The organism is Spiroplasma endosymbiont of Amphimallon solstitiale (assembly GCF_964030965.1).
Classification (GTDB): domain Bacteria; phylum Bacillota_I; class Bacilli_A; order Mycoplasmatales; family VBWQ01; genus Spiroplasma_E.
Map to the genome: position 1 here is coordinate 1,375,720 of NZ_OZ034999.1, position 18,537 is coordinate 1,394,256.

25 protein-coding genes are annotated in these 18,537 nt (G+C 22.4%); 14 read left to right on the plus strand and 11 right to left on the minus strand.

What is annotated here, in order from left to right; genetic code table 4:
• Window positions 1-80 precede the first annotated feature (80 nt).
• From AAHH39_RS08585 to AAHH39_RS08645, 13 genes are all read left to right on the plus strand, one after another.
• On the plus strand, window positions 81-269 hold the full coding sequence (locus tag AAHH39_RS08585) for a hypothetical protein (protein ID WP_342217625.1): 189 nt from the start codon (window positions 81-83) through the stop codon (window positions 267-269).
• Window positions 270-271: 2 nt separating this feature from the next.
• Window positions 272-448 carry a hypothetical protein gene (locus AAHH39_RS08590; RefSeq protein ID WP_342217771.1) on the plus strand — a complete coding sequence of 59 codons (177 nt, stop codon included), beginning with the start codon at window positions 272-274 and terminating at the stop codon, window positions 446-448.
• Between the two features lie 18 nt (window positions 449-466).
• Window positions 467-589 carry a hypothetical protein gene (locus AAHH39_RS08595; protein WP_342217623.1) on the plus strand — a complete coding sequence of 41 codons (123 nt, stop codon included), beginning with the start codon at window positions 467-469 and terminating at the stop codon, window positions 587-589.
• Window positions 582-1,232: a PD-(D/E)XK nuclease family protein gene (locus AAHH39_RS08600; RefSeq protein WP_342217622.1), complete on the plus strand. Its 651-nt coding sequence runs from the start codon at window positions 582-584 to the stop codon at window positions 1,230-1,232. Before AAHH39_RS08595 ends, AAHH39_RS08600 begins: the two co-directional genes overlap by 8 nt.
• Window positions 1,225-1,398, plus strand: coding sequence for a hypothetical protein (locus AAHH39_RS08605; RefSeq protein ID WP_342217621.1), 174 nt, complete (start codon window positions 1,225-1,227; stop codon window positions 1,396-1,398). The genes AAHH39_RS08600 and AAHH39_RS08605 overlap by 8 nt, the downstream gene beginning before the upstream one ends.
• Entirely contained in the window at window positions 1,391-1,612 is a 222-nt protein-coding gene (locus tag AAHH39_RS08610; RefSeq protein WP_342217620.1) for a hypothetical protein, read from the plus strand. The genes AAHH39_RS08605 and AAHH39_RS08610 overlap by 8 nt, the downstream gene beginning before the upstream one ends.
• Window positions 1,605-1,796, plus strand: a complete 192-nt coding sequence (locus AAHH39_RS08615; protein ID WP_342217619.1) for a hypothetical protein — start codon at window positions 1,605-1,607, stop codon at window positions 1,794-1,796. The genes AAHH39_RS08610 and AAHH39_RS08615 overlap by 8 nt, the downstream gene beginning before the upstream one ends.
• A gap of 9 nt (window positions 1,797-1,805) precedes the next feature.
• Window positions 1,806-1,934, plus strand: a complete 129-nt coding sequence (locus AAHH39_RS08620) for a hypothetical protein (RefSeq protein ID WP_342217618.1) — start codon at window positions 1,806-1,808, stop codon at window positions 1,932-1,934.
• Window positions 1,927-2,769 carry a RecT family recombinase gene (locus AAHH39_RS08625; protein ID WP_342217617.1) on the plus strand — a complete coding sequence of 281 codons (843 nt, stop codon included), beginning with the start codon at window positions 1,927-1,929 and terminating at the stop codon, window positions 2,767-2,769. The genes AAHH39_RS08620 and AAHH39_RS08625 overlap by 8 nt, the downstream gene beginning before the upstream one ends.
• Window positions 2,770-2,786: 17 nt before the next feature.
• On the plus strand, window positions 2,787-2,945 hold the full coding sequence (locus tag AAHH39_RS08630) for a hypothetical protein (protein ID WP_342217554.1): 159 nt from the start codon (window positions 2,787-2,789) through the stop codon (window positions 2,943-2,945).
• Between the two features lie 302 nt (window positions 2,946-3,247).
• Window positions 3,248-3,505: a hypothetical protein gene (locus tag AAHH39_RS08635; RefSeq protein WP_342217616.1), complete on the plus strand. Its 258-nt coding sequence runs from the start codon at window positions 3,248-3,250 to the stop codon at window positions 3,503-3,505.
• 116 nt (window positions 3,506-3,621) lie between these two features.
• A complete protein-coding gene (locus tag AAHH39_RS08640) occupies window positions 3,622-4,356 on the plus strand; it encodes a hypothetical protein (RefSeq protein ID WP_342217772.1) in 735 nt (244 codons plus the stop codon).
• A gap of 253 nt (window positions 4,357-4,609) precedes the next feature.
• Window positions 4,610-5,848 (plus strand): IS256 family transposase, encoded by a 1,239-nt coding sequence (locus AAHH39_RS08645; protein WP_342219298.1) that lies wholly within the window; start codon window positions 4,610-4,612, stop codon window positions 5,846-5,848.
• Between the two features lie 178 nt (window positions 5,849-6,026).
• On the opposite strand, the gene AAHH39_RS08650 is transcribed toward AAHH39_RS08645, so the two are convergent.
• From AAHH39_RS08650 to AAHH39_RS08700, 11 genes are all read right to left on the minus strand, one after another.
• The gene (locus AAHH39_RS08650) at window positions 6,027-6,233 is read right to left on the minus strand and encodes a hypothetical protein (RefSeq protein WP_342217614.1); all 207 of its coding nucleotides are present in this window, start codon (window positions 6,231-6,233) and stop codon (window positions 6,027-6,029) included.
• A gap of 19 nt (window positions 6,234-6,252) precedes the next feature.
• Window positions 6,253-6,375 (minus strand): hypothetical protein, encoded by a 123-nt coding sequence (locus tag AAHH39_RS08655; protein WP_342217572.1) that lies wholly within the window; start codon window positions 6,373-6,375, stop codon window positions 6,253-6,255.
• Window positions 6,376-6,385: 10 nt separating this feature from the next.
• Complete coding sequence (locus AAHH39_RS08660) at window positions 6,386-8,164, minus strand: hypothetical protein (protein WP_342217773.1); 1,779 nt, start codon at window positions 8,162-8,164, stop codon at window positions 6,386-6,388.
• Window positions 8,130-8,912 (minus strand): hypothetical protein, encoded by a 783-nt coding sequence (locus tag AAHH39_RS08665; RefSeq protein WP_342217774.1) that lies wholly within the window; start codon window positions 8,910-8,912, stop codon window positions 8,130-8,132. The genes AAHH39_RS08660 and AAHH39_RS08665 overlap by 35 nt, the downstream gene beginning before the upstream one ends.
• 5 nt (window positions 8,913-8,917) lie before the next feature.
• The gene (locus AAHH39_RS08670) at window positions 8,918-10,108 is read right to left on the minus strand and encodes a hypothetical protein (RefSeq protein ID WP_342217775.1); all 1,191 of its coding nucleotides are present in this window, start codon (window positions 10,106-10,108) and stop codon (window positions 8,918-8,920) included.
• A 412-nt stretch (window positions 10,109-10,520) separates the two neighbouring features.
• Window positions 10,521-10,769, minus strand: a complete 249-nt coding sequence (locus tag AAHH39_RS08675; RefSeq protein WP_342217776.1) for a hypothetical protein — start codon at window positions 10,767-10,769, stop codon at window positions 10,521-10,523.
• A 16-nt stretch (window positions 10,770-10,785) separates the two neighbouring features.
• A complete protein-coding gene (locus tag AAHH39_RS08680) occupies window positions 10,786-13,611 on the minus strand; it encodes a hypothetical protein (protein ID WP_342217777.1) in 2,826 nt (941 codons plus the stop codon).
• Entirely contained in the window at window positions 13,580-14,881 is a 1,302-nt protein-coding gene (locus AAHH39_RS08685) for a hypothetical protein (protein WP_342217606.1), read from the minus strand. Before AAHH39_RS08685 ends, AAHH39_RS08680 begins: the two co-directional genes overlap by 32 nt.
• 3 nt (window positions 14,882-14,884) lie before the next feature.
• Window positions 14,885-16,237, minus strand: a complete 1,353-nt coding sequence (locus tag AAHH39_RS08690) for a phage terminase large subunit (RefSeq protein ID WP_342217778.1) — start codon at window positions 16,235-16,237, stop codon at window positions 14,885-14,887.
• Complete coding sequence (locus AAHH39_RS08695; protein ID WP_342217581.1) at window positions 16,231-16,626, minus strand: terminase small subunit; 396 nt, start codon at window positions 16,624-16,626, stop codon at window positions 16,231-16,233. Before AAHH39_RS08695 ends, AAHH39_RS08690 begins: the two co-directional genes overlap by 7 nt.
• Window positions 16,627-16,788: 162 nt before the next feature.
• Entirely contained in the window at window positions 16,789-17,064 is a 276-nt protein-coding gene (locus tag AAHH39_RS08700; protein ID WP_286640800.1) for a hypothetical protein, read from the minus strand.
• 219 nt (window positions 17,065-17,283) lie between these two features.
• Here AAHH39_RS08700 and AAHH39_RS08705 point away from each other — a divergent pair, with 219 nt between their 5' ends.
• Window positions 17,284-18,459 carry an Mbov_0401 family ICE element transposase-like protein gene (locus tag AAHH39_RS08705; RefSeq protein WP_342217779.1) on the plus strand — a complete coding sequence of 392 codons (1,176 nt, stop codon included), beginning with the start codon at window positions 17,284-17,286 and terminating at the stop codon, window positions 18,457-18,459.
• Window positions 18,460-18,537 lie beyond the last annotated feature (78 nt).

Below are 18,537 nucleotides of genomic sequence, written 5' to 3' on the forward strand. Positions count from 1 at the left end.
AAGAAAATAGGGGGTTTTTTATATATATACATACTCTATCAAATATATATTAACATATTAAAGTTAAAGAAGGAAAAAATATGAAACATAATTTTAAAGAACAAAGATATTTTTGTAGTTATTGTGAAAAATTTAGAATGAAACATTTATTTTATTTTAAAAATATATTTTTACAAGATAAAAATAATAAAGTTATTTGTATTTATTGTTGAAAATTAGGATTACATTTAAAAGAAATTTGATATGAAAAAAAAGAAAGGAAATATTAAAAATGGAAGAAGAAAAAGAAAATGAAAAATTACAAAATAAATTATTAAAAGAACAAATTGAATTAATTGAAGAGCAAAAAGAATTTTATAAAAAATCATGAAAAAGTAGAATTATATTTTTAACAATTGGAATTATTATTATGATTTTAACATTAATAATTATTGCTTCTAAACATTAATTGAAAGGATTAATATTTATGGAATATAGAGAATATAGAATGATTGGTTCTTGTGATAAATGTAGAAAACAATCTTCTTTTGGTAATAGATTATGTAATAAATGTTTTTGATTATTAATAGGTAGAAATAAATATGAGTAAATTAATTTTTAAAAAAGAAACTCATCAATATTTTTTAGAAGATAAAGAATTAATATCAGTTTCTAGAATTATTGATAATTATTTAGGTTTTGGATATAGTCATATAGCACCAGAAGTATTAAAAAATGCTTCAGTTCGTGGTAAATGAGTTCATAAACTTAATGAATTATATTTACAAAATATTAATGAAGAAAATATAATTAATAATTTATTAAAAAAATTAAAACCAGTAACTAATAATATAAATTATTCTTATTGTAAAAAATCACTTATGTTTTTAAAAGAAAAATTTAAAGATAAAAATAATTATGAATTTATTATTGAAAAACCTATTAATGATAATGTAATTGCTGGAACACCCGATTTAGTTTATTTAAATAAAAAAGAAAATAAATATTATTTAGTAGATTATAAAACTTATGCTTGTATTGATGAAGATAAATTAAAAAGAATTAAATTACAATTAACTGCTTATTATTGTATGTTACTTGCTAATGATATAAGTCCATGTAATAAAACTTATGTTTATTTAACTAATAAAAATAATCAAGAAACAATAGAAATTGAAATAACCAGTGAATTATTAATTGAATGATTTAATGCAAAAACAAAATATTTTAAAGGAGAAAATAAAAATGATTAAAAAAGAAACAAATGAAATTAAAGAAAATATTAAATATTTAACTGAATTAATAGAAGAAGTATATGATGAAGAAATAAAAATTGAAATTAGAAATCAAATTAAACATGAATTATTTTTATTAAAAACAAGAATTTTTACAGATTTAGGAGAATTAAAGAATGAATAGAAAAGTAAAAAAAATTGTTTGTGCTACATCAGTAATTACAGATGAACAATGAAATTATGAAGAAGTAAAAAATAACTTATTAAGTATATTATTAAGTTTTAAAAATGAAATTCAATATAAAAATTGAAATAAAATTGTAAAAAAAGAATTTGAAGAAAATGATATAGATTTTATTTTTAAATTTAGATTAGAAAAGAATGATAAAAATGATTAATGAAAAATCAATTAAAGAAAAAATTATTTATTCTTGTAATTCAATTGAATTTGATAAATTACCTAAAAAATTAGATAGTAATGTAAATAATTGAATTGTTATTAATAGTCATTTAATAGTTAATCCTAATAAAAATATTGAAGTACATTTAGATAATAGATTTAAAACAATTAAAAAATGATAGGAGCAACTTATGGATAAAAAAAGTTCTGGTATGGATAAATCAATTTTAATTTTATTAAAACATTTAGGAAAAATTAATAAAAAATTAGATGAAATTTTAGAATTATTAAATAAAAAAGGAGAATCAACTAATGAGTAATAATAAAAATGAATTAAAAATTCCTAATTTTATTAAAAGTAATAAAGAAGAATATGTAAAATTTAGAAATTATTATGAAATGATTATAAATTCTAGTAAAGATTTAAAAAATATGAATACACAAAGTTTAATTAATGCATTAATTAATTTATATAAATTAAATCTTTCAATTAATCCAATTAAAAAAGAATTAGCATTAATTCCTTATGGTGATGAATTACAAGTTCAAATTCAAGAAGATGGTTGATTAACATTATTACAAAGAACTGGATTAGTTGTTGATTTTCAAAGAGAAAAAATAACAACTGCACATAAATTTAATAAAGAAAATAATAAATGAGAAATTAATCCAGCATTAATTTTTGAAAGAAAAACAATTAATACTATTGGTTATTATTGTTATATTTCACTTTTAGATAAAAATGGTAAAATTAATAATTTTTATAAAGGAATGACTGTTGAAGAAATTAATCAACATAAAGATAAATATGGAAAAACTTATAATAAAAAAAGTCAAGAATGAAAATTAAATCATATATGAACTTCTGCATTTGACCAAATGGCTTTAAAAACAGTAGTTAAAGCATTAATTCGTGAAATTAATAAAACACCAATTATAGTATTAAATAATCAAGATGATATTAATTTGGCACTTCAATTAGACCAAGGTGTAGTAATTGATGAAGAAACTATTGCATATAAGGATAATACTGGTGATGAAGTTAAAATTATTAATTCAAATAATAATATTGATAATACTGATATAAATTCTACTTTATCTAAATTAAAAGAATTAGAAAAAGAAGAAGAAATTATAGAAAATTTTGAAGTTTAGTGAAAGGTAAATTCATTATGAATAAAGAAAAATTAAATAATTATTTAATAAATGAGATTAATAAATATTATAAATTACCAATAGAAGAAGCATTAAAAAATTATAATTTATCAGCACAACATACTTTAAAAATAATTTATGAAAAAATTAAAAATGGTGAATTTGATAATGACTAAACAAGATATTTTAGAAATAATAGATAAATTAAAAGAATTAAAAAATTTAGTTGGAATAACTATCAATATAAATATTGATGATATTAATATTGAAAATAATTAATATTTAGGCATTTGACATATATCCTTTCTAACTCCTATTCCCTATTTTTTATTCTTGCTTAAAATATGTCAATGTAAGTCCTAAATTTTATATCTATACAGAACGAAACTATAGAATTATTAAAAATTTGGATAACATTATAATTCTATAGTCCACCGTTTATTACGGTGCTGATGAGTTCATAAAAGGATGTGAAATAATGAGAAATATTAGAACTGAATGATTTTATAATGACAAAAGTCCAAAAGAAATAAAATGTCCAACAGTAAGTTTATTAAAAAATAAAGAAGATGCTTTATGTTATTTATTAGCATTAAATTTATATCCAAAATTATATCCACAAGATATTTTTTATTCATGAATATTAGAAAATAATCAAACTGGATATTTAATTATAGTTGGTAATAATAGAGATACTATTGGAAATATGCAATTTAAATTTATAAAAGAAAGTTAATCATGAATAATATGGAGTTATTAATATATTTAACAGAAGATTATAAAGAATGTAATTTTTATAACAATTATTTAATTTATAAACTTATGAACATTATTATAAAAGGAGAATAGAAAATGCCAAATACAGAAACTACAAATTCAAATTATACTTTATTAAAATTAATAAGAACGGGAATATCACCATTATCAGCAATGATAGGTATAAGTTCATATTATGGACATTTATTAAATTATCCAATATTAGGAAGTATTAATGCTTTATTTTTTAGTAAAAAATTAGGAATTGATATTTGAAATATTAATCAACATCCAACACCTAAAAATAAATTAATTAATATATTTAAAAAAATAACAATTGGTTTAAGTACAACTTTTATAACAAATTATATTAAATGAAACGAAAATAATATTAATCCTATTATTCCAACAACACCAATTCCTACAACTACTGTTGACCCATTTCCACCAGATTTATTATTTAATATTAATACTAATAATGATAATAATTTCATGGATTGAGATACTTATATTTCATTAAATGCTTTTGCTTTTGCAAATCTTATTAGTGCTTTTACTGAATTAATACCGAATAGATTTGAAAATATAAGAAAGATATGTAATATGGCAACTGGTGGTTGTTTAATTTCAAGTGGTGTTGCAATGGGGATAAATAATGATTTTAATAATGCTTATGCAGTTCCGACAATAGTTGCTGGAGCAAGTGAAATTATTCATAATTTATTACCAATGGAAACTACAAATCATATTCAAGAAATGCAAGAAACAGCATTTAATAATGAAACAAGAAGATTAATAAATGATAATAGATTTACCATTGGCAATGTTTAGTAATCTGTGTAACTTACAAAAATAACCTTTAATTTTGTAGAAAAGTAATGATACATGATAAAGTGTTATTTTTAGAGAATTTTTACACTAAATAATGTTACTTTTAACAAATTTTTAATTAAAAATAATATTTTAAGTGTAAATTGATGAATAATTTTTGGTCATCCATACTTTTCTACATAATTAAAAAAAATAACTATGTTTAATTAATTCTAGTAAATATAATTAAATGACTAGAAAGAGTGAGTTACAGATGGCTAAAAAACAAAATATTAATAATAATGATCCAATATCAAAAGCAGTAGATTTATTATTAGAAAATACTGAAGATTTAACAACAGTTTTTAAAGAAGGGGGTTTATATAAAGAATTAACAAAACGTTTAGTTGAAAAAATGTTGAATTCTGAAATGCAAAATTATTTAGGATATGAAAAAAATCAACATAGTAATACTGAAAATGCTCGTAATGGTACAAGTTCAAAAAAATTAATAACTCAACAAGGTAAAATTGAGATTGATGTACCAAGAGATCGCAATAGTGATTTTACTCCTGTAATAGTTGCAAAAAGACAGCGAAGATTTGATGGTTTTGATCAACAAGTGCTTTCACTATATGCAAAAGGTATGACTCTATCTGACATTAGAATGCAGTTACAAGAGTTATATCATGGTGCTGATATTAGTGAAAGTGTTATTAGTCAAATTACTGATGATGTTATTGATGATGTCAAAGCATGACAAAATCGACCATTAGAAAGCATTTATCCGATTGTTTATTTTGATTGTATAGTAGTTAAAGTTCGACAAGATAAACGGATTATTAATAAATCAGTTTATATAGCATTAGGAGTTGATTTAGAAGGTAAAAAAGATGTTTTAGGCTTATGAATTAGTGAAAATGAAGGTGCTAAATTTTGATTAGCTAATTTCACAGAAATGAAAAATCGAGGCTTAAATGATATTTTGATTGCTTGTAGTGATAATTTAACAGGCATGTCAGAAGCAATACAAGCAGTTTATCCTAAAACAGAACATCAATTATGCATTGTTCATCAAATTCGAAATAGTTTAAAATATGTTTCATACAAACATCGAAAAACTCTAGTTACAGATTTAAAACCAATTTATAGTGCATGTAGTGAAGAACAAGCAATGCAAGCTTTAGAATCATTTGAAAGTAAATGAAATAAACAATATCCCCAAATTGCTAAATCTTGATATAAAAATTGAGAAAATTTGATGATTTTTATTAGTTATCCTGCAGAAATCAAAAGAGTAATTTATACAACAAATGCTATTGAATCTGTTAATAGTCAATTACGAAAAGTTATTAGAAACAAAAAAGCTTTTCCTAATGATATGTCAGTTTTTAAAATATTTTATTTAGCAATTGAAAATATAACAAAAAAATGAACATTGCCTATTCAAAATTGAAATACAGCAATTGCTCATTTTATGATAAAATTTGAAGACAGAATTAATCTGAACTAGTACTTTGTAAAACAAAGATACACAGATTTCTAAAAAGCCTCTTACCATTAATAGTGAAACAAGTAGTCAATATGGCGCTAATATGAGTGATGTACTTTTAGATAATGCTTCATTAAATTGAGATTATAATCATATGAGTTTATAAATAAGTAAAAATGCCTTTAATAGGCATTTTTTATTAATAAATACTTTTTACTTCTGTTTGTTTATTAATAGAATTTAATTTACTTTGTAATTTATTAATTTTATTTTGTTTTTTAAGTGCTTTTTTATTAGGGTCTTTTAATGATTTTCCAAAAGAAATTAAAGCACTTCCTAATTTTACTAATACATAACCACCACTAATACAAGCATTAGCAATAATTATAATTAAACTTGTATCCATTATATTAATCACCACCTTTCTAAAATATTTGATTAATTTTAAATACAATTTTTACAATAACAAAAATAATTAAACCAGCAACAGCAGAAGATAATATAACTCCAATTAAACCTAAAATAATCTTTATAATTTTAAAAATCATAATTTTATTCCTACAATTCTTCTAATTTTCATATATTACCTTTTAAATTACCTTTTCCACTATAAATAGTAATTAATTTTGCATGTTGAACTGATAAAATTACTATATTAACACTATCATTAAAGGTTTGTATTGGTACACCAGCAATTTTGTTATCCGTTATAATAAATTCTTGAATAGTATAAACTGGATTATATATACTTCAAGAATAATAAACTCTATAATGTTTATTAACTATAAAATCATAAGTAATTTGTCAATTATCTCATTTATTTTTTTCTCTTGTTCCTACATCTTTTCATTGTTGATTATTTGGACTTGGTGTTGGATTATTTGGTAATTCAATATCTCAACAATTTTCTTCAACTTCATTTGTTTCTAAACTTTTTGAATTAATTTTTATTTTTGGTGTAACATCAACTTTAATTGTATTTTGTAATTCTTCTAATGAAAGAATAGCACCATAATTAATATCTCCACCTTTTAAATATAAACTACAATTAAAACTACTTTCTCTAACAGTTAAAGTTAATATTACATCTTCATCTTTAATTTTAAATTTTGCAAGTAAATAATCTCCACCTAAATAATTACCAGTTTTAAATTCTACTTTATGCTTTATATTTGCTTGATTTACTGGTAATTCATCTAATGTTATAATTACTCTATATACAGTATTAAAATTAATTTCAAACGTATCTCATTCACGATTATTTTTACTTTTACTTATTACTTTTCATATTTCTTTATCTTGTTTAGTATTTACTTTATCATCAACATATTTTTTTGTAGTTGCATCTTTATCTTGTTCTGGTTCACCTATATTAACAATTCTTTTATTATTAGCAGTAATTAATCTTTTTTCTTTAGGTTGAATAATATTTGAACTATTTGGGTCTATTTCTCATAATGATTCACCATTAGCACTAATAGTATTAGTTTTTTCATCAATCTTAATATTTTCACCAGCAATTAATTTATCTTGCTTTTGTTCTATTAAATTATCAACATATTCTTTATTTGTACCATCAGTTTCAAAAGTAGGTGTACCAACATCAATTATTCTTTTACTATTAGCAATAATACCTTTATTATCTTTTGAATTAATAAAATTAGGATTATCTTTATTAACTTCTCATAATGAATCAATATTACTATCAACATGAATTTTTAATTTAGGTATAGTATCACTAACATCATCTATTTTTATACCAGTACCTTCAATTAATCCCATTTTTTGTAAAAATGTTTTATTTCCAGAATCTCAAGTAATAACTCTTCTATCACTTTCATCAAAAATACTAGGAGTATTAAAATTATCTGTATTACATGAAATACTATTATTAATTGCTTTTCTTGGTATATGTAAATTTGCTTGTTGTAATAAATTATACACTTCCATTAATACATAATCTGGTTCACTTGGTGGACTAATACTACTTGATAAACCATTACCACTAATAGATACACTACTTCTTATAAATGCCATTCCATCAGTTAAATAATATATAGTCATTCTTGCTGTTGCTCTTTTAACTAATTGTTGTTGAGTTTCATTAAGATTTTTAAATTCTATTACTTCAATTTGATTACCAGTAATAGTATTAATTCTTTCACTTGATATAGCAATTGCCATAATTGTTAAATCAGTTTTAGTATTATCAGTAGTAGTTTGGTCAGCATCTGGTATAAAACCATATATAGTTTTTAAATCATCTTTTGTAATATAATTTAAATTTACATTTCAATCAATATTATTTTTGTTTTCCATAATCTTTATACCTTCCATATCCTTGTACTGCTTGTGATTTATTAACTACACCAATAACTGATTTATATTTCTTTTGTTGAATTACTTTTTTACCTATATTTTTAGAATTTCTACGTGCTAAGTATTCTTTATCTTCTTTATCTAATCCACCATGATAATACTGTCTTATAAGTACTGAATTAGCACCGGTACCGTAAGCACCAGTTGCTTTACACATATCAATTCACATTTCTTTTGATATCATAAAGTAATCATATGATTTACTTAAATTAGTTCTATATGTTAATGTAGCAATACCATAAGTACCAGATTGTTGTTGTATTACTGGAGTTCACATACCACCCGCTAATGCACTACTAGAAAGATTTACATAAACTCCAATCAAAGAATCATAATTTTCTTGTGTTAAAGCATTCATAATAATTTCTTTACCTTGTGCCATTAATCCTTTACCAGTTAAATATTGTTTTTGAATATGTTGTAATTTTGCAATATTATTATTAGTAATATGTGTCATTATTTTTTTATGTATAACTGGTAAATTAGTTAATTTTTGTAAAACTTGTTGAAATTCAGATAATTCTTTTTGAGATTTACCTTGTCCTAATACTTTTGACATTAATTGATTTTTTAATATTCCTGCTGGATTTTTTAAAAAACTATTAAATAATGAATTACTTTTTTTAAATTTTTCTATTAATTCAGCAGTTTGTATATCAGTAACAGCAGTTTCTAATATCATTCTTAAAAGTAATATAATAGGCATTTAAATTACTTCTTTGTAAAAGTTACTTGTAAAGAACCATCATATAAAGATTTACCTTCAACATTAGCACTTGTTGCTGTTAAATCTGAAAAATTAGCATTACCTTTTCGATAATTAGGATTTTTAGCAATAACTGCTTTTTCAACTTCATCTGCAGTTGGAGCATCACCAGCCATAGTTATTTTTCCTAAATTCGTAAACTCAATTGCTGTTGCAATATCAATACTTGAAGTAACTGTAAATCCTTTAACTAAATCTGGTCTTAATGCTTTGCCTTCTGAAACTAAAAACTTATGAAAATTTTTAACATTACCATTCGTTTGTAAAACAAAAGTATTATCTTGACCACGATTAAATGGAAATGCTAATGCTTCTTTATGTACTAATACAGCATCACATCCTAAAAAATTAAATGATTCTTGTTTATCAATAACTCCAGCAGGATAATTTCTACCTAATCATGGACATTCTATAATTTTAATACCACCAATTTCTACAATTTTCCCATCTTTTAATGCTTGTGAAGCACTATCACTACCTAATGTTGTAGTTGATAATAATACTAATGGTTTAAAAAAACTAGATACTCATAATACATAATCTTCTTCATCTGTACCAATATATTCATCAGTAATTCTTGCTTTTAATGTTGCTAATGTATTTGATATTTTTAATCATAAAAGCATACGATAATCATCTATTTTAGGATTACTTGGTAATGCAATATTAATAATTCCATTATCTTTAGCTGTTTTAACTGCTAAAGATAATAATTTAGCAACTAAATATATTTCTACTGATTTTGCTTTTGCATCAATTCAACTAGATGCTAAACTATCTGATACTATAACATTACCATCTTCATATCTTGCACCTAATCTTTTTAAATCAAGTGTTTCTTCTTCAAAATTAATTTCTTTTTTCTTATCTAAAAGAATTTGTATTGTATTCACTGCTGTTAGATTATTGGCACCAGCACCTGCTGTATAATCTTCAGTAGGATTTCTTTTAGTAATATTATAAATAGCAGTACCAGCATCTAATTGTTCTCTATTTTCTACTGTTGCATTAATTAATGCTACTCTTTTTGATAATAAAACTTTTAAATTTTTAATATATTTTACTGATAAATCTAATTTACCAGTTGGATTACTAGGGTCATTAATTGTTGTTGATTGTGTTGTAATAATTGCCATATTTTTAACCTACCATTCCTATTTTTCTAGTATCTACTTCATCTTCTTTTTCTTCTTTAAATTTATCTTTTACATCTAAAGAAGAACTAATATTTGTATCTTTATTTTTATTAAATAAATGCGGAAAATCTTTATTTAATAATGATAATTCTTCTTCAATATCTTCTTTATCTCCAAGATATCTTTTTAATAAATTAATATTTTCTTCTGATAAATCATATTTTTTATAACTTTCTGAATGTCTAATTTCTCTATCTTTATCAGTTTTTTCTTTTAATTATGTAGAAAAGTATGGATGATCAAAAATTATTCATCAATTTACACTTAAAATATTATTTTTAATTAAAAATTTGTTAAAAGTAACATTATTTAGTGTAAAAATTCTCTAAAAATAACACTTTATCATGTATCATTACTTTTCTACAAAATTAAAGGTTTTTTCTTTATATAAAGCATTATATTTTTCTTCTAATTCTTTATATTTTTCTTCTAAAGTTGGTTCTTTAGATTCTTCTTTTTCTGGTTCTTTTTTATCTTCAGATTCAGATTCTTTTTCAGTATTTTCTTCTGATTTTACTTCTTCTTCCTTAGTTTCTTCTTGTTCATCTTTTTCTTTTTCTTCCATAGTATTACCTTCTTTCATTTCATTTTCATTTAACATAATTATCACCACCTTTCTATGTTGCACTTTTAGGATTAATCACCAATGATGCAGTTTGAAGATTTCAATTAGCATTAGCATTAATATATCTATAGGGTGCATCATCTATAAGTGATGGAAAAGTAACTATAAATTGATATCTTAATATAATAGAGTTATTATCAATATATGCAACGATTTTAAATCAAACTGAACTTCAAATTGCTTTACCACTACTTGGAGTATCATTTGTTCATAATAAGTCATTAACGTAAGTATTATTAATATTTTTTGCTGAGTTTAAAGTTGCTTTTTGAATAGGAGGTGATTCATTACCAACGTTAAAAATTCAATTATTATAATTATCATTATGAGAATTTCAATATTCATAACTAATATCATTAACTAAAAATTGTGAATTACTATTATTAAAAATAGTTTTTACATCAGATAAATTAATTTTTATAGGATTGAGTCAATTTTTTAAGTTATCAAAACTACCAGTAGGACCAATGCTATAATCTAGATGAGCCTTCATATTAAAATTAAAATTAAATGTCATACTTTCATAATCTTCTTTAAATTTATCAAAACTATCATAACCATAATCTTTAAATGAAAATATTATTTCTTTGGAATATCCATTTAAATTTTCATTAATATTTGGTCTCATTTGATAGCCACTTGAATTATAAAGAGTACCTTTAATACTATTATTAATCCCATATTGACTTTGATTACTTAAATCAATAAATATAGGATGTGCTCTTTCTATTAATGGTGGTGGTTGTATTACTTGTGGATAATTAAATGGTTGGTCAAATTTAAAAGTATTATTTGCTAAAATAAATGTATTTTGAATTAATCTACTATTATTACTTGCTTTACCAACTGTTTGATAAGTACCACTTCAAATACTAAAATTATCATTAACAGCACCACTTCTATTATCTGACATACTATAAAATGTTATTTTAAAATTACTTTTACCTACAACTTTAATATCAATCATATCAATTGCTCATTTTATTATATTAGTATTAGTAAAATCTGGTGCTTTTAATAAACTATTAACATCATTATCATCTGGTAATAAAAATATTTTTGAGTTATCTGTTGGGTCTATTTGACCTAAATTTTCACTAGTTTTATTATAACCATTTGTAACAGTATTATCATTAATATCAAACCTTGCCATTCCTAGACTATCAGTTAAATTAAATGTAAATGATGTCATATGACTTGCTGTACCTAATACAGATTGAATAGTATCTGGTGTTTCATTTCTAAATACATCTAATGGAATTAATGCTGGATTAGTACTTTGTGAACTATATAATAATGTTGTATAAAAATTATATAATTCAGCAGATATTAAGCCATTTATAAAAGGAAATTGTGGTATTAATAAATTACTTGATAATTTAGCACCAATATCTAAACCACCAACAAAAGCATTCATAAATGAGCCAAATATAGGTATAGTATTAAGATTAATTTTAATAGTTTCTCTTACTGTTAAAGGTATTTCACTAATAGGATTATAAATAAAATAATGTAATGCATTTATAGTATTTAATTGCTTAAATTTATTATTATTCATATTATAATGATTATTACCAATAAATTTTTTATTATTTTTATTATAATATTGAAAATATGGATTACCAGCAGTTGCATAATTATAATCTTCTATTTCAGCACCATTTAAAAAATTATTATCTCAATAATTTACTAATCTATTTGAAACATCAACTTTATTAGTATTTTTAGTTTTTTCAACATTAGTTCTTAAATGACCTTCATAATGTTTTGTTGCTCCATCATCATAATTTGGAGAAATTACTTTTTGTCAATCTTGATAACTATCCATTGTACTTTCACCACGTACAGTTAATACATAATTAGTTTCTGGTAATGCTTGAAAACTTACTGGGTCATAAGTTGAACATTGATATTGTCATGGAAATAATAATTTACTTGGGTATTGTCGATATTTATGTTGTTTAGTATTAATAGGATTATTATCAATATCTCTACCTCATAATGCTATTGAAATAGGTTTTACTGAACCATAAAAAGATATTTGACAATGAGTTACTGGTAATGGTGTTAAATAATTATCATCTAAAACAATATTATTATTTTCATCCAATGTTGGTAATGCTACTGGGTCGCCCGGCGCCCCTAATTGTACATATTGATTAATTGCTAATCCACTATGTGCTAATTTATCATTTAATGAACTAAAAGTACATTGAATAAAAGCCAATTCTTTATTTTCTGGATTATAAGTTTTAGTTGCAACTTCAAGAATATATCATTGTCTATCAACTTTAATTGATTTATCAGTATTTATAACTTTATTAATTTCTGGAATCATATATAACTTATATAAATTTGAAACAATATTATTAATAAAATCAAAATTCTTTTTTTCATTTGGAATATTAATAACTACATTTTTAATTGCTTGTTCTTGAATAAAAGCATTATTTGCTGGTGTTGCTGAATAAGTAATACCTAATTGGTCACTTATAATATTTCCATAAAATACATCACCAATTTGTAATTGTTTATATGCTAAATCTGGATTATCTTTATCTTGAATAGGATAATAAGAATGGTCTCATACTGCTTGTATTGCTTCTCTACCAGTAAAGATTTTACTAAAACTAGTATAATCATTAGGAATTGAAGTTGGTGGTTTATAACCAGTTTCTGTTGAATTTATAGCACCTAAAATAATAGTAAAAGGACATACACGAAATTGTAAATCTTTATTTTGTGTAAAATCTTTTTCAATTTCACCTGTACTTTTTCATACAGTTTTAATTAATTGATGATTCTGTTTTGGTGTCATTCCCATTATTAGTTTCTCCTAAAAAAGTATTATTAAATTCAATTTCTTCTTTTTGATATTTTCTATTTTCATTAATAATCTGTTCTGCTTCTTCTTCACTTACACCATATCTTTTAACTATAATTCGTTTAATATTAGTAATTCCTAATCTTAATTCTGCTTCATCAATTTCTAATGATTTTAATCTATCTGTAATAGTATTTTCTTTAATTTCAAATGTTCATTTAGATTTATCACCATCTAATCCCATTAATATAAAACATCTTTGAAATATTTCATTTCAATCACTTTGATTTAAAGTTCTTTTAATTCTTGTAGTTTCCATATCACGAGAATTAGTAATTAATACTTCTGCTTCTGTTTTTTGACTAGTAGTATCATTTACTGGACTATAGCCACTACCTTCAAATGCTTTATCAATAATAAATTGTATAAATTCTGCATATTTATCTAATATTGGACTACCTTGTAATATTGCAATTGGTGGTGTTCCACTAGTACTTCCTAAACTTCTTAAATTTGCTTGTAAAATAAATTTACCTATTAATTTTTTTAAATCAAAAGCAGTTTTAGATTGATTTATTTCTTGTTCAGTAATATCTAAAAATACACGAGTAACATTATATTCAAGTTCATGTTCAATTGATTCAAATGTTTTATTTAATAATTTTTGTAATTTTTTAATTGGAGTCATATCTGGATAATAATCACCAATAACTCCACCAAAGAAATTCTTTTTAGGTAAATTTTGCATAAATTTAACTGGAATAATACCTAAATTATGATTTTCTATTAATGGTAATTGTAAATCTTTACTTATTTTTTCTTGTAAACCATCTAAAGTAATAAAATCACTAGTAAAATATCTAATTATTTGATTTGGAGTATATGTTGTTTTAACATAAATACTTTGGTCATCATATTGTAATCTTGACCATGTTGAAGCACCTTGTTCAGTATCTAATACTCTAGCTACTCTTGATTGAGCATAAGGTTGAGCAAAATTTAAAGATATTCTACCAGTTTTACTTTTATCAATTTGAACAATACTATAACCATAACCAGACTTAATATGACAATCTTGATAAAATAATGAATCTAAATTATTTCATTCTTTTAATTTTTCAATTGCTCTTTTATATTCTTCATGTTCACTTGTTAAAGTATAACCATTACCCCATAATAATTTACTTGCATGATTTGCTATAATTTCTTGAAGATTTATCATGCATCAATTAGGAGTTAATATTTCAGTATTATGATTATTCATATGTTACTTCCTTTCAAAATAAGGATTTATATTTGCACTTAAATTTCTAATATATGGTTCTATAGCATAATCAAATGCATCACGTAAATGGTCATTACCTGCTAATGGTATTTGTTTAATGCTCTTAGGGTCTCATACAGCCAATCTAAATTCATCTAATAATGCTTGTGCATTCATACTAATATTTAAGCGTTCTGATGCCATTAAAGCCACATTCTTACCTATCCTAAACTCAAGTCTTAACTTCACACAATCTTTAAAATATAACCATGAATTAACCCTATATTTAATTGCTGTATCATTAAGCATTTCAATAAATGTATAATTACTAAAATCACAATATACAGTTAAACCATATTCATATAACAAATTATTTTCTTTTGCTAATTTAATATAAAACTCAACTACTAATCTTGCTAATTGTTTATTATCATAACGTATTAATTTATTTTCTATTTTTAAACAATCAATAACATTAACAAATTTAAAATTATAATCAAAACCTATTAATAAACATGCTAAAGCATCATCTTTAAACCCATAATCTAATCCAGCACTAAATCTATAACTTGGTTGTAATAATCTACTAATCTTATGAATAAGATGTGAATATATTCCACCAGATTCATAACCTACTAAACCATGACTTCTTACTCTTGCAGATATTGGGTCTAGAACTTCTATTTCTAATAATTGATTTTTGTCACTATCTTTTAAGTAACTATTAAGTTTTCAATTTTGATAATGATAAATAGTATTATCAATAATAGTAAATTGTTCATATTCATTAATAATTTGTTTTTCATTTTGTGGACAAACATTTATAGTTTTCTTAATAAATTCATTAAGAATTGACCAAGGATTACAACTTTCAATTTCTAATAATTGATTTGCTCCACGAATAGCATCTTTTAAATCTTGATAATCATTTTCAGTAATTTCATATCTTTCATCACTTCATATAATTACATAATCATATAAATAATTACTTGCTAATCCAGTTAATTTAACATTACTATTATCTTGTGCATGTAAATATTTACAAGTGATTTTACTACCATTAAATTCAATAGTTTTTTTAGTTTCACTAATAATAAAATTAATACTAGGATAAGTTGCTCTAATAATTTGTTTTAATTCTTGTCAACTATCATTTAATTGTTTTGACATATTACGAATTAAATAAGCATGAATATTAATGTTTTCTAACATTAATAAAATTCCAAGAAATTCAATATCACTAAATGTTTTACCAGATTTACGACTACCTAATTGTTTAATTTTAGTAATATTTAAAGGTTGTTTTAAATACATTCTTTTAGCAATATCTAATAAATAGCCAAAATTACTTAACATTTATTTTTCCCTTTATTTTCTAGATTAACTTGTATAAGGGCTGTATTATCATTACTTTTTATATCAATTTTTGTAGATAAATGATATTCTTTAACAAATGCTCTTTCTAAATATCATGCAGTATTATTTGCATTTACTTTTAAATATCTTTGTGTATTAATATGGCGTATTTGTAAATATGCTCAATTAATTTGTTGTAAAAAAGTATTTCTCTTTTTTTGTTTTCAACTATAAAGAGTATTTTCAGTAATATCTAAATAAATTAGCATACCAACTTTCGTAGGTATTTCATCAAACTCTTTACAATGAATAAAATAATTTTCTAATGCTTCTCTTAATTTTGTAGCATCATTAAAAATTGTTCTTATTTTTATTTTTTCTTCTTGCACATAAAAATCTCCTTTCATATGCTTTAAAAAACGAAAAATTTATGATATAATTAATATAATCTTTAAGTTAGACTTCGCTAGTAATAACTTATTAACTTTATTAATTACTTCATATATATTTTTATTTAATTTTTATAATATAATTATAACAAAAAATAGCATTTATTTTGCTATTTTTATTTTTTTATTTCTTTTTTTAAATATTTTTTTTATTTTATTTTCTAAACTTTTTCAAAATTTAAATTCTGGATGCTGTTTTTTATATATAATCATACAACCTATAAAAGTTCCAATAATATTAAATATCAGAGTTAACAATAAAACACCAAAAATATTACCACTAGAACATAATTCTAAGGCTCAAGAATATAAGTGCATCATCATTACTATTACAACTACAAGTAATGGAACCAACATAACAGTTAATAATAAAATCATTTTTATTTTCCTTTTCTATTTACATTTTTCTTTATTGTACATTATTTTATTAAAAAAGAAAAGATAACTAATAAAAGTTATCTTTTAAACGTAAATAGAATTTGCAGTTTATTTTATCGTTCTTTAATATTATACTCTAAAACTAAACATTTTTCAACAATATTTTAATAAATTTGCTAAAATTGAGCGTGAAATATATAACTAGAAAGGTGTTAAAAAATGTTTAGTTTTAAAGAATTTCTAAAATCTGAAATCACTAATATTTTAGCAAAATATTTTCAAAAAATCCATGATTTTGATGAATATTTTTTTCAAAATAGAGATAAAAATCAATATAAAGTTGCTTGAACATGTAATAGAACAGTAAATACTCCAATTGGAATAGGAACTTTTAGACAAAGAGTTTATTGAGATAAAATTAATAAAAAACATTATTATCCAATTTATGAAGAATTTGGTATTAAAAAAAGAGCAAGAATTACTAATGATTTATATTTTGATATATTAGATAATTTAATTGAAAATTTAATAAGTAAAAAAGGTTATTTTAATATTCAATCAGAATTTAAATATACTTCTTTTTCTAAAAATCTTATTTCAAGAATTTTTAAAAATGCAAAAATTGAAAAATGAATACCAGAACAAAAACATAAAGTATTAGATAATCAAAAATTAAATATATGTGCAGATGATGCTTTTGTTACTTGTTGAGATGAAAATGGTTTAAAAAAACAATATTGTTGTAGACTTTTAACTTTTAATTTAGGAAGAGAAGAAATTTATTCATATAGAAATAAATTACAAAAGAAAATAACTTCATTTATGTTATTTAAAGTTAATCATGGTCCAAAACAAGATGAATTATATAATTTTACAACACAAACTATTTTTAATTATTATGATATTAAATTAAATATATTAGGTGTTCAATGAGAATATCATAATTATAATTTAGTAGTTGCTGGTGATGGTGCATTATGAATTAAAGCAATGGCAAGTTGATTGGGATGTTATTATATTTTAGATAAATATCATGCTTATAGTTATTTATGAAAATCTTTTGTTGGAGTTCGTGGTAAGAAAAAAGAATCTCATGATTGAACTAAATATATTGATGGTGCTACTACTTTTTCAAGTGGTGATTGTAATCAATTACTTTCTTTTTTAAAACCTAATGTTAATGAAAAAACTTATAATTATTTTAAAAATAATGCTCATGGTATTGTAAATCAAAATGCTATTTGAAATATTGGTTGTAGTGCTGAAAGTGATGTTTATCATTTTTTAAAATCTTTAACTAATGGAGCAAAAATATATAATTATCAAACATTAAATAATATGTTAATAGCAAAAGCAAATTATTTAAATGCTAGAAGTTATATAAATAGTACTTAATAAGTTGAAACTTAATATTTTTAAAACCTAATTTTAAGATTAGAATTTTTGTTTTGTTTAAATGTAATTTTGTAATTA